This window comes from Saprospiraceae bacterium, from assembly GCA_016712145.1.
Lineage (GTDB): Bacteria > Bacteroidota > Bacteroidia > Chitinophagales > Saprospiraceae > Vicinibacter.
Genome location: JADJRO010000001.1, coordinates 1819921 through 1833769 on the forward strand (window position 1 = coordinate 1819921; position 13849 = coordinate 1833769).

Below are 13849 nucleotides of genomic sequence, written 5' to 3' on the forward strand. Positions count from 1 at the left end.
TTGGTAAACAATAATTTGCTTTTAATCTAAAATTAATATTCGGAAATCATTTGCAAATAATTTCAATACAGATAACTTGTAGCAACTATTCTTAACCAATAAAAACATTGCTTTTATGAGCCAGGATCCCAAACACATCAGGAATGTCGTCTTGCTGGGCCATTCGCATAGCGGAAAAACCAGCCTGATAGAAAGCATGCTTTACGAAGCCAAAGCCATTACGCGTCGCGGTACCATTGATGCCGGTAATACCGTATCTGATTTTTCGGATATCGAACAAGAACGCAAATCGAGTTTGTTTAGCAAACTCATGCACGTAAGCTGGAAGGATTCTAAAATAAATATCATTGACACGCCTGGCTCTGATGATTTTGTAGGTGAAATATTATCATCTATGAAAGTAGCTGACTTGGGAATTATGACGATTAATGGTTCGCACGGTGTGGAAGTCGGAACAGAATTAATATGGGAATATGTAGAAAAATTTCACTTACCGGCAATGTTTGTAATCAATCAATGCGATCATGAAAAAGCTGATTTTGATACGTCACTGGAACAAGCCAAAGCTCGTTTTGGAAATAAACTCATTGCATTTCAATATCCACTAAATCCAGGTAAAAATTTTAATGCCATCATCGATGCATTGCGCATGGTGATGTATGAATTTCCAGCTGATGGAGGCAAACCGGTTAAAAAAGAAATACCTGAATCTGAAAAAGCCAGAGCTCAGGAAATGCATACCGCAATTGTAGAAGCGGCAGCAGAAAATGATGATACTTTAATGGAACATTTTTTTGAAACCGGCAATCTGGATGAATCTGAATTGGCAGATGGACTCCGGAAAGGGATCGCTCATCAAAGTTTATTTCCTGTTTTTTGTTGTTCAGCTATAAAAAATATGGGGAGTGGTAGAATCATGGGATTTATAAATGATGTGTGTCCTTCTCCTGCCGATAGACCCAATGCCAAACTTAAAAATGGGGAATTAAAAGTGGATGCCTCAGGACCAACAACGCTGTTCATCTATAAAACGATGAGTGAACCTAAAGTTGGACGGGTTTCCTATTTCAAAGTATTTTCCGGAAAAGTTAAAACAGGTGATGAATTAAATAATAATGCCAATCGTGGATACGAACGGTTAAATCAAATTTATGTTTCCAATGGTAAAAACCGTGAAGCGGTTAATGAGTTGGTTGCAGGAGATTTAGGTGTTGTTGTTAAATTAAAAGACAGTCATACCAACAATACCTTAAGTGTAAAAGGACATGATGCAGAAGTAGAACCCATCCCATTTCCGGAACCAAGAACGCGAGCTGCAATATCAACAGAAAATAAAAATGATCTTGAAAAATTGATTAAAGCCATCCATGAATTACAGGAAGAAGATCCAACTTTAGTATTAGAACAATCCCAAAGACTTAAGCAAAACTTATTACATGGACAGGGTCAGTTGCACATGGATTTATTAAAGTACCGCATTGAAAAACTTCATGGCTTGCATATTGATTATTTAAAACCAAAAATTCCTTACCTCGAAACCATAACCAAAGCATCGGATACCAGTTACCGCCATAAAAAACAATCGGGTGGTGCCGGACAATTTGCTGAGGTCTATATGCGGGTCGAGCCATTTCATGAAGGAATGCCAGATCCTGCAGGATTAAATGTCAGACATCGCGATGCAGAAGAATTGAGTTGGGGTGGAAAATTATCTTTCTTATGGTGCATCGTTGGAGGGTCGATTGACACAAAGTTTTCCTCTGCTATCAAAAAAGGGGTGATGAATAAAATGATTGAAGGTCCACTGACCGGATCCTATTGTACAGACATCCGGGTTTCGGTATTTGATGGAAAAATGCACCCGGTAGACAGCAACGACATGGCTTTTCAGATAGCAGGTACTATGGCGTTTAAAGAAGCCTTTCACGAAGCTGGCGCTCAGATTCTTGAACCTGTTTATGAATTGGAAATACTTTGTGGGGATGAAGCCATGGGTGACATAATGGGTGATTTACAAACACGTCGTGCCATCATTTTAGGAATGGATTCTGAAGGTCATTACAAAAAAATTAAAGCAAAAGTTCCTTTAGCAGAAATGCATAATTACTCTTCCAGCTTGCGTTCGATGACCCAGGGTAAAGCAAAATTCAGCATGCATTTTTTAGAATATGCTCCGGCTACTCCAGATATTCAACAAAAGTTGATTGCAGAATATAAAGCGGTATCAAAAGAACATGAAGACTAACTTATTTGCGATCCATTGCAAATGCTTTTGAATCTGAAAAACGTACTGGTTTATTACCAGATAAGTAAATTTGATGCATGCGCTGAATAAATTTTAAGATGAATTTCAAAAAATTACTGATTGGATTCATCTTCTTATATTCCTTGTCTGTCTGCTATATCTCATGGATCAGCGAATCATTTGGCGCAAACAATACCAGCCAATTTATACCTTCATTGTTTAAATATGAACAAAACGACCCATAAAATATACATTTCGACCTTAGTTGGAATCAATGTGTTTGTTCTGATCTGGTTGACCTATAAGGGCATAAGTTATTACCAAACGCCAATAGTAGATCGTTTTTTTCATGAGGACCATACAAACCTCAAGCCCAGTGGCCCATTTGGTCATGGCTATGGGATTGTGGGAACGCTGCTTATAACGATTGGTGTATTTTCTTACATTGCCAGAAAAAAATATCGATTTCTTAGTGGCTTGGGACGATTAAAATATTGGTTGGAGTTTCATATTTTTCTATGTTCACTAGGGCCTATATTGATTTTATTTCATACTGCGTTTAAGTTTGGTGGCATCGTTTCTGTTAGCTTTTGGAGTATGATTGCCGTTGTCGTCAGCGGGATAATAGGTCGCTTTATATATATACAAATTCCAAGAACCATTGAAGGCCGAGAATTAAGTTTAAATGAAGTAAAAGATTTGAAAGGAGATTTAAAAACAAACTTAAAAGAAATGGACTCTTTAGATGAATCCACCTATTTAAATATCCTTCAAACGCTAAAACAAGAAAACACAATTTCAAATGATTCGATGTTTAAAAAATGGTTGACTAAACGCAAACAAGATTATCAAACCATTAAAAAACTTAGAGCTGCTTTAAAGCATAGTAATATTAAAAAAGAAACGCAGCAATCGATACTTTCTATGATAAAAAATGAAATAAGCCTGAATCATAAAATTGAACGTTTGCTAACTATGCAAAAGCTTTTTAAATATTGGCACGTTGCACATTTACCATTTGCTTTGATTATGGCAATTATTTTAATTATCCATGTTGCGATTACCTTAAGCTTTGGTTACCGATGGATCTTTTAATTTCTGAACTCATCCTCGAAGAATTAATAATTTATGGCTCCGTGGCCGTTGTTTGCTTTACAATTATTTTCTTTTACATCCGTAAGCAGCAAAAACAATCAAAACATTTTGAGGCAAAAATAATTAAAGCAAAGGAAGAGGGATTGTTTGAACCCGTTTCGTTACATCCAGTCATCGATACCAATTCATGCATTAAAACAGGCGCCTGCCTGACTGCTTGTCCTGAAAAAGATATAATCGGAATTGTAAATGGAAGAGCAACACTTGTAAATGCATCTCAATGCATTGGTCACGGTGCTTGTTTTCATGCGTGTCCGGTTGAAGCCATTACATTAAGAATCGGAACTGAAAAACGAGGAGTCGATTTACCGCATGTAAATCAAAATTTTGAAAGCAATGTACCTGGAATCTATATAGCAGGTGAATTGGGTGGCATGGGCTTGATTAAAAACAGTGTAGAGCAAGGAAAAAATGCGGTAGAAAACATGGCAAAGGTCGGTTTTAATAAAAACAATCCGCAATTTGATTTAATAATAATAGGAGCCGGACCTGCAGGCATTGCAGCTTCATTAAATGCTAAAAAACACAATCTCAAATTTATTACACTCGAACAAGATAGTTTAGGGGGAACTGTGTTTACGTTTCCCCGTACTAAAATTGTAATGACTGCTCCTATGCATTTACCTTTGTTTGGCAAAATTCAATTACGTGATACAAGTAAATCAGAATTATTGGACCTCTGGATCAAAGTACTTTCTGAAAATAATATTAAAATAAAAGAGAATACCAAAGTTGAATCCATCGCTTACAAAGACGAGCAATTTATTGTCACAACCAACACCGGTGAAAATTTCCAAACTGAAAAAATAGTATTGGCTATTGGGCGAAGAGGCAGTCCAAGAAAACTAAATGTACCTGGTGAACAATTAGAAAAAGTAGCATATAGATTGCTGGAACCAGAAAACATTTTCAATAAAAAAATAATAGTTGTTGGAGGTGGAGATTCTGCAATTGAAGCAGCCCTTTCATTGGCTGAACAAAATGAAGTATTGCTTTCCTATAGAGGAGATTCTTTTGGAAGAATAAAGCCAAAAAATAATGAAAAAATTAAGGAAGCAATTACTCTTTCTAAAATTGATGTTCGGTTTAATTCAACCATACATTCTATTGAAACAACTCACATTTTGCTAAAAACCGAGAACAAAGAAGGCTTAGAACAAATTGAAAACGATTTAATTTACATTTTTGCCGGAGGTGAGTTACCCACCCAATTTTTAGAAAAAGCAGGAATTCAAATTAGTAAACGATTTGGTTATACGCTTTTAAAACATTCTTGAAGAAATAAGTTTCATTTACCAAGCTGGCACATTGCATCCGATTCATCGTTAAATTTAACTGGTACAGTCTTTAATTTTACAGTTCGGGCTGCTAACACATTCATTCACATACCCATTTTGCTAACTTTAATGATTATTATCATCTCACTGTCAAGTGAATTTGTAGTAATTTTAAAGGATTGGAAACACACGCCCAAATAATTGTTCTCTTGTTAATTTAAGAATAAAACTTTATTTGGAAAATGTAAAAGCTGTGAGATTAATATACTTACTAGTAATTATTAGTTTATCTATACACTTGAACGCTCAATTATCACCGGGAGATTTGGCTAAAGTGCATGAGCACTTAGAAGGGAATTTAAATTGTACCCAATGCCATATTCTAGGTGAAAAAGTTTCTGATGATAAATGCCTGAGCTGTCACCTGGAATTAAAAAGTAGAATTACACAAAACAAAGGGTTTCACGCTTCAGCATCCGTTAAATCTAAAAATTGTGCCTCCTGTCATAGTGATCACCATGGAAAAGGGTTTCAAATTGTACGTTTTGATGAAAAAGCTTTTGACCATACCGTTACAGGATACGAATTAACCGGAAAACATGCTCGAGTCGATTGCAAAGCTTGTCACCGTCCGGCTCATATCGTCAATGATGGAATCCGATTAAAAAAATATACTTTTTTAGGTCTTGATACCAAATGTCTTAATTGCCATGAAGATTCCCATCAGAATACGCTTTCCAAATCTTGTTCAAATTGCCATACCACAGAAGCATTTGTACCTGCCTCCAATTTTCAACACCAAAAAACAAAGTACAATCTGGTAGGAAAACACAAAGCGGTTGATTGTAAACAATGTCATCCAATCGAAACCCGCAACGGTGAAAGATTCCAACGATTTAGTGGCATTGCATACTCCAATTGCTCAAGTTGTCACACCGATGTACATAAAAAAGAATTAGGACTTAAATGTAATGAATGCCATACAGAAGAATCCTTCCAAAAATTTATTGGCTCTAATCGATACAATCATACGGCCACAGGATTTTTATTAAAAGGAAAACATAAATCGCTGGATTGTTCAAAATGCCATAATACATTGCTCCCTTTCAATTTGGTTTTTCAAGACCGTAAAGGAATCAAAGAAGAAGCCTGTGTCAGTTGTCATAAAGACATCCATGAAGGAAAATTTGGAACAGATTGTAAAGAGTGCCATACAACAGATGGTTTTCGCAAAATGAACCATCCGGATCGCTTTGATCATAATTTGACAAATTATAAATTAGAAGGCAAGCATCAACAAGTTGACTGTAAATTATGCCACAAAGAAGATTACACTAAAAATATTCCACACGAAACATGTATATCTTGTCATAAAGATTTTCATGAAGGACAGTTTAATAAAAATGGACTCATTTCAGATTGCGCCAATTGTCATACAGTACAATCCTTTAGTATCAGTCACTATACAATTGAACAACACCAGATTGGAACGTTTCCACTTACCGGAGCTCATGAGGCCACTGCTTGCTCAGCATGTCATTTGAAAGATTCTAAATGGACTTTTACAAACCTCCCTGAAAAATGCGTTGGTTGTCATCTGGATGTACATGGTGATTATATAAATCAAAAATATTATCCAAATCAAAATTGTACAAACTGTCACCAAACCGATTCCTGGCAAAATATTCAGTTTGATCATTCCACTACTGGATATCAACTGCTGGGAGCCCATGCGAAACTCGCTTGTATGAATTGTCATGGATTAAGCAAAAATGATACAGGCCATCCCTATAAAAATTTTAGTTATAAAAAAAGCAATTGCACAGATTGTCATAACAATGTACATGGAAACCAATTTGAAAAAAATGGCACAACGGATTGTGCATCCTGCCATGGCTTTGAAAATTGGAAAGCTATCTTTTTTAATCATGACTCAACTGCCTTTAAATTGGAAGGCAAACATAAGGAGGTGTCTTGTGGAAAATGCCATAAAGAAACCTTGGTAGAAAATAAAAAAACAATTCAGTTTAAAATTGAAAAATTTGAGTGCGTAGACTGTCATCATTGATCGGATTGTTTTTTGCAGTGTTCACACTGCAAGGCCAGTCACCGCATGGTACTGAGCTGAAACTCAATTGTGCCCAATGTCATTCTCCAGAATCATGGGCCATGGATCGCAATTTTATAAAATTTGATCATGATTCGACTGGTTTTAAATTAAATGGACGTCACAACGATCTAAATTGTAAATCATGTCACACCAGTCTTGTGTTTTCAGAACTCCTTGCTGCATCTTGTAATACCTGTCACCTGGACGTTCATCAAAATACCCTTGGAAAAGATTGCAATCGGTGTCACACTACCGCCAGCTGGATTGTTGATGAAATGACAAAAATTCACAGTGAAAATGGATTTGCATTACTTGGTAAACACGCGACAGTTGATTGCAAGAGTTGTCACATCTCAGAATCTGAATTGCGATTCGAGCGGATTGGAAATGACTGTATTAATTGCCATACTATTGATTATAACACCACTTTAAATCCGGATCATAAAAAAGCAAGCTTTAGTACCGAATGTGCCAGCTGCCATGATCCTGCTTCTTTTGAATGGAATACTCCCAATTTTAAACATGATTTTTTTCCATTGGTCGATGCACATGCAATTGCAGATTGCAAAAAATGCCATACAACTGCAGACTATACCTCAACTTCTTCAGCTTGTTATTCATGCCACCAAAAAGATTTTGAAAACAGTTTGAATCCGAATCACCCTGCAGCCCAACTATCTATAAATTGTAATGAATGTCACAATACAAAATCAGATTGGGAACCGGCACAATATGCAGAACACGATGTTTTGCATTTTCCTATTTACAGCGGAGAGCACAAAGGGAAATGGAAAAAATGCAATGAGTGTCACTTGAATGCCTCAAACTACAAAGAAACCAGTTGCATTGTTTGCCATACCAACCCGGAAGTTGATGATCAACATAAATCTGTGTCCGGCTATTTTTTTAATGACAAAGCATGTTTAGCGTGTCACCCGAATGGAGATAAAGATTTTGTGTTTAATCACAACACTACCGCATTTCCACTGACAGGAGCACATCAAACTGTTGATTGCCAGGCCTGTCATAGTAATGGATTTAAAGGCACATCCAGTACTTGTGCTGACTGTCATCAAATTGACTTCTCCAATACAAAAAATCCGAATCATACCAATGTCGGTTTTTCAATGGATTGTGCCAGTTGTCACACCACAGCGCCAGATTGGAAACCTGCCCGATTGGATAATCACGATCAATTTTTTGTATTGAAAAATGCACATAAAATGATTGCATCTGATTGTGCAGCATGCCATAAAGGAGATTACAACAATACGCCAAATTCCTGTGCCGGTTGTCATCTGGAAGATGATAATCAAACCATTGATCCACCCCATCTCCTCCAACGGATTTCAACCGATTGTGCAATGTGCCATACTGAAAATGCCTGGGTGCCTTCTACATTTGATCATGACGGACAATATTTTCCTGTTTATACCGGAAAGCATAAAGGAGTTTGGATGGAATGCAAAGAATGTCATACCAATCCAGCAAATCCAAAAGAATTTAGTTGTATCGTATGTCATAGCAATCCGGAAACTGATAATCAACATCAAAGCGTTCAAGGCTATTGGTATAAAGATCAAGCTTGTTTGGCGTGTCATCCAACAGGTGATAAGGCCACGCAATTTGATCATAACAACACCGCATTTCCATTAACTGGGGCACACATGCAAACAGAATGCCGCAAATGCCACGAAAATGGATTCAAAGGAACTTCAACCATTTGTCTGGATTGCCATACCAATGATTACAATACATCGATCAACCCTAAGCATGTAAGCTTAGGATTTTCAACTGACTGCGCTTCGTGTCATACGACGCAATCTGACTGGAAACCAGCACGGCTTGACAATCACGATGCATTTTATGTATTGCAGGCTGCCCATAAATTGGTTTCAAATGATTGTGTTGCTTGTCATAAAGGGGATTATAATAATACTCCGACCACCTGTGCGGGTTGTCACACAGAAGATTATAACTTAAGTCAAAATCCACCCCATAAATTTCAACAATTTCCAACTGAATGTGCAAGCTGCCACAATCAAAATTCCTGGGTTCCATCTTCGTTTGAACATGATGTTCAATATTTTCCAATCTATAAAGGCAAACACAATGGAGAATGGATGCAATGTATGGACTGCCATAAAAATTCATCCAACTACAAAGAGTTTCAATGTACAGGATGCCATATAAATCCAGAAACAGATAATCAACATCAAACTGTACAAGGGTATTGGTATCAAGATCAAGCATGTTTTGCTTGCCATCCTACTGGAGACAAACAAGATCGCTTTGATCATAATGCAACTGGATTTGTATTAACAGGAGCTCACTTGCAGGTAGATTGCAAACAATGTCATTTCAATGGTTTTAAAGGTACGCCTACCGGATGTTCTGATTGTCATGCAAATGATTTTAATCAAAGTGTAAATCCAAACCACCGAACCTTAGGTTTATCCATGGATTGTGCAAGTTGTCATACAACAGCAGCTGATTGGAAACCCGCAAAGTTTGAAACTCACGATCAATTTTATGTAATTGAAGGAGCCCATACGAAAATAGCAATGGACTGTGCTGCATGTCATAAAGGAAATTATACCAATACACCCAATACCTGTTCAGGATGTCATTTAGATGATTATAAGAATGTAGTAGACCCTCCTCATCAGACATTACAATTTTCAACCGAATGTGCAACATGCCATACTCAAACGTCATGGGTGCCTTCTACTTTTGATCATGATGGTCAATTTTTTCCAATTAATTCCGGCAAACACAAAGGCCAATGGATGGAATGCAGAGATTGTCATATCAATCCGACCAATATCAAAGTTTTTAGTTGTGTTGTATGTCATACCAATCCGGAAACTGATACCAAACACAACAGTGTAATTGGGTATTGGTATCAAGACCAGGCTTGTTTAGCCTGTCACCCGAGTGGTAGTAGCGATGATAAATTTGATCATAACAATACACAATTTCCATTGACAGGTGCTCATCAACAGGTTGATTGTAAAAAATGCCATCAAACTCAAATTAAAGGCACTTCAACAAATTGTATGGATTGCCATCAGATTGATTTTGACAAATCAAAAAATCCAGATCACATTAAATTAGGTTTTATTACTGAGTGTGCAACGTGTCATACAACTGCTCCAGATTGGAAACCGGCACGTTTAGACAATCATGATGCATATTATGTATTAAATGGTGCTCATAAAAGAATTTCAACTGATTGTGCAGCCTGCCATAAAGGAGATTATAACAATACACCCAACACGTGTTCCGCTTGCCATCTGGAAGATTTTAACCAAACAACAGATCCACCTCATGCAAGCTTACAATTTTCAACTGATTGTGCAAGTTGCCATACTGAAAATGCCTGGGTCCCTTCAACATTTAATCACGATGGAATGTATTTTCCAATCTATTCCGGTAAACATAAAAATCAATGGATAGATTGTAAAGACTGCCATACCAACCCAGCCAATTTTAAAGAATTTAATTGCATTGTCTGCCATATAAATCCGGAAACCAATGAAAAACATCCAGGAGTTGCAGGCTATTTTTATAATAGTCAGGCATGTTTCGCTTGTCACCCAACCGGAGATGGAGATGATAAATTCGATCACAATACAACGAATTTTCCTTTAACAGGTGCGCATATCCCAGTTGAGTGCAAAAGTTGTCATATGAGTGGTTTCAAAGGAACGCCAACCACCTGTGAAAATTGTCACACCAATGATTTCAATAATTCAAAAAATCCAAATCACCTTGCTCTTGGATTTACAATGGATTGTGCATCCTGTCACACCACAGCTCCTGATTGGAAACCGGCTCAAATGCCTGAACATGATACCTATTACCCATTAACAGGTGCTCACAAACAGATAGCAAATGCATGTGCTGCATGCCACCATGGCAATTATAACAACACACCCAACACCTGTGAAGCATGTCATCAATCCGATTACAATCAGACAAAAGATCCAAATCACTCCGCATTGGGTTTGTCGATGGACTGTGCAAGTTGTCATACAACGGATCCAAATTGGATGCCCGCTTTATTTCCGGATCATGATAATTTTTATCCACTCACCGGTGCACATTTGACCATTTCATCTAATTGCGCAGCTTGTCATCACGGCAGTTATAATAATACACCCAATACCTGCGAAGGCTGTCATATTGCCGATTATAATAATAGCAAAAATCCAAATCACAATCAACTGGGTTTGCCACACGATTGCGCAACGTGTCATACAACTCAAGCAGGTTGGGAACCAGCGGCTATGCCAAATCATGATGCTTTTTATCCGTTAACGGGAGCGCATCAAGCGGTTGCAAATGATTGTGCGGCCTGTCATCATGGTGATTACAACAATACACCCAACACCTGTTCAGGTTGCCATACAAAAGATTATAATAATTCGACTAACCCCAGTCATAAAAATTTAAATTTATCGATGGATTGTGCACATTGTCATACCACTGCACCAGATTGGCAACCAGCAATTTTTCCAGAACACAATAGTTTTTACCAACTCAACGGGGCCCATGCTCAAATTGCAAATGATTGTGCAATTTGTCACAATGGCAATTACAATAATACCCCCAATACATGCTACGGTTGTCACCAATCCGATTTTAACCAAACAACCAATCCAGATCATGAGGCGAACCAGTATCCTATGGATTGTGCAAGTTGTCATACTGAAAATGCCTGGATTCCTTCAACCTTTGATCACAACAGTATTTATCCATTAACAGGTGCGCATGCTGCAATCGCTAATGATTGTGTTGCTTGCCATCATGGAAACTACAACAATACACCAACGACTTGCAATGGTTGTCATTCCGGAGATTATAATGCTGCTTCTAATCCAAATCACGTCTCACTGGGATTTTCCAGAACCTGTGATCAATGTCATACGACACAAGCAGGATGGGCACCTGCTACCATGCCCAATCATGATACGTACTATCCTTTAACCGGAGCACATTATACCATCCGCAACAATTGTGCTGCATGTCATAATGGAAATTATAACAATACACCCAATACCTGTTACGGTTGCCACACTGATGACTATAACCAAACAAATAATCCGGATCATCAATCTGCACAATTTCCTACGAATTGTACAATCTGTCACACCACAAATGCCTGGATCCCATCTACGTTTAATCATGATGGACAGTCTTTCCCGATTTATACAGGAAAACATAAAAACAAATGGAATCTTTGTGCAGATTGTCATACGAATCAAAGCAACTACTCTGTGTTTAGTTGCATCCTCTGTCATGAACACAGTAATAAAAATGAAGTGGACAATGACCATAACGGTGTAAGTGGATATTCATATAACAGTAACGCATGTTATTCATGTCACCCACAAGGAAGAAAATAATACATATCATCTCTGCTTTTTGGCTCCTAACAGCTATAGGCAGTATCAAGGCACAAACCCAGGCTGATTTAATTTCAGGTCAGGTTTCCTTTGTTTCCAGTAAAAATGTTTATGTTAAATTTCCTTCTACTAAAAATATCCAAATTGGTGATACCTTGTTTTTAAAATCAACCAACGAATACAACCCTGCGTTAATTGTTACAAATAAATCTTCGAGTTCTTGTGTTTGTACACCTCTTTCAGATATAAAATTTGCACTGGGTCAAATCATCGTTAGCAATCGCATCCAAGCAATTTCTAAAGCAGCTGAAAGGGAAATGCTTCATGAAGAAGGACCCGTTTATAAATTAGAAGAAACTATAGCCACTCGAAAAGATAGTATAAAGAAAAAGCAAGACGTCTTTAGAGGCAGAATTTCCTTGGCCTCTTATTCAAATTATTCTGAATCAACACAAAAACCAGCTTATCGGTTTAATTATACATTTTCTCTTTCGGGCAACCATGTAAATAATTCTAAACTGTCCTTCGATTCTTATATTTCATTCCGGCATCGTACCAATGAATGGTATAAAGTACAGGAAAATATAAACAATGCCTTAAAAATTTATACATTGGCATTACAATATAGCTTCAACAAAAGCATGGATCTTTTTGCAGGTCGCCGAGTCAATTATCGAATCGCAAGCATGGGAGCTATTGATGGAATTCAATTCGAAAAACGGTTCAATCATATTATTTTGGGTTCAGTCCTCGGATCTCGTCCAGATCTTTATGATTACAGTCTAAACTTAAAGTTATTAGAATATGGCGCTTATGCCGCACATCAAATTACAGGTAAGAATGGTTTAAACATTGAGAATACAGTTGCATTGATTAATCAAATGAGTTCTGGTAATACGGACCGAAGATTTATACATGTTCAACATGTAAGTACCTTATTTAAAAATTTAAGTATTTTTGGTTCAACTGAAATGGATATTTATAAAAAATTGAATAATCAAGGATCGAATACATTTCGTTTGACCAATTTATATATTACTGCCAGATATCGGTTCTCAAGAAAGTTTAACATCTCTGGCTCCTATGATGCGCGGAATAATGTAATTTATTACGAGACGTACAAAAATGATATAGACAGATTGTTGGAAGAAGAAACCAGACAAGGATTTCGTTTGCAGCTAAATTACCAGATCTGGAGATATATTTCTTTAGGCTGCAGTGGAAATTTAAGAATGCAACAATCTGGTAAAAATGAATCTAAAAATTTTAACGCATATTTAAATTATTCACGCATACCGCTTTTAAATGCTTCATTAAATTTAAATACCAGTTTACTTCAAACAAGTTATTTAAACTCAAATGTAAGTGGAGCCAGTTTATCAAAAGATTTTTACAAAGGACGTTTTTATACAGAATTGTATGTACGATTTATTAGATATCAATATAACAGCTTTGAATATAATTTTAATCAAAAAATTGTAGGGGCAAGTATTTCATACCGTTTTAATAAGAATTCAACGCTTGCAATCTATTCTGAAAAAACATTCGACAATCAAAATAATAACCTATTATTGAATGCGAGAGTAATGGTACGCTTTTAAATAAAATTCGTCCAAATATTTTTATCTTTACCTGTTATCACTTCCAATCG

Annotated in this window: 6 protein-coding genes; all 6 read left to right on the forward strand. The window is 36.9% G+C overall.

All coding sequences use genetic code 11. The features are described from left to right. Positions 1 to 115 precede the first annotated feature (115 nt). The 6 genes from IPK91_07755 to IPK91_07780 all read left to right on the forward strand — a co-directional run bounded on the left by IPK91_07755 (position 116) and on the right by IPK91_07780 (position 13799). Positions 116 to 2245 (forward strand): elongation factor G, encoded by a 2130-nt coding sequence (locus tag IPK91_07755; GenBank protein ID MBK8297158.1) that lies wholly within the window; start codon positions 116 to 118, stop codon positions 2243 to 2245. Positions 2246 to 2470: 225 nt separating this feature from the next. Then, entirely contained in the window at positions 2471 to 3340 is an 870-nt protein-coding gene (locus IPK91_07760) for a hypothetical protein (protein MBK8297159.1), read from the forward strand. Continuing rightward, complete coding sequence (locus IPK91_07765) at positions 3328 to 4677, forward strand: NAD(P)-binding domain-containing protein (GenBank protein ID MBK8297160.1); 1350 nt, start codon at positions 3328 to 3330, stop codon at positions 4675 to 4677. The genes IPK91_07760 and IPK91_07765 overlap by 13 nt, the downstream gene beginning before the upstream one ends. Positions 4678 to 4975: 298 nt before the next feature. Continuing rightward, on the forward strand, positions 4976 to 6745 hold the full coding sequence (locus IPK91_07770; protein ID MBK8297161.1) for a cytochrome c family protein: 1770 nt from the start codon (positions 4976 to 4978) through the stop codon (positions 6743 to 6745). Then, positions 6724 to 12198, forward strand: coding sequence for a hypothetical protein (locus IPK91_07775; GenBank protein ID MBK8297162.1), 5475 nt, complete (start codon positions 6724 to 6726; stop codon positions 12196 to 12198). The genes IPK91_07770 and IPK91_07775 overlap by 22 nt, the downstream gene beginning before the upstream one ends. Then, positions 12174 to 13799 carry a hypothetical protein gene (locus IPK91_07780; GenBank protein ID MBK8297163.1) on the forward strand — a complete coding sequence of 542 codons (1626 nt, stop codon included), beginning with the start codon at positions 12174 to 12176 and terminating at the stop codon, positions 13797 to 13799. The genes IPK91_07775 and IPK91_07780 overlap by 25 nt, the downstream gene beginning before the upstream one ends. The last annotated feature ends 50 nt before the right edge of the window (positions 13800 to 13849 follow it).

What these genes read in the sequence shown, in the direction of transcription:
- IPK91_07760 (MBK8297159.1), top strand. Translation starts at nt 2,471, where the DNA reads ATGAACAAAACGACCCATAAAATATACATTTCGACCTTAGTTGGAATC.
- IPK91_07755 (MBK8297158.1), top strand. Translation starts at nt 116, where the DNA reads ATGAGCCAGGATCCCAAACACATCAGGAATGTCGTCTTGCTGGGCCAT.
- IPK91_07765 (MBK8297160.1), top strand. Translation starts at nt 3,328, where the DNA reads ATGGATCTTTTAATTTCTGAACTCATCCTCGAAGAATTAATAATTTAT.
- IPK91_07780 (MBK8297163.1), top strand. Translation starts at nt 12,174, where the DNA reads ATGTCACCCACAAGGAAGAAAATAATACATATCATCTCTGCTTTTTGG.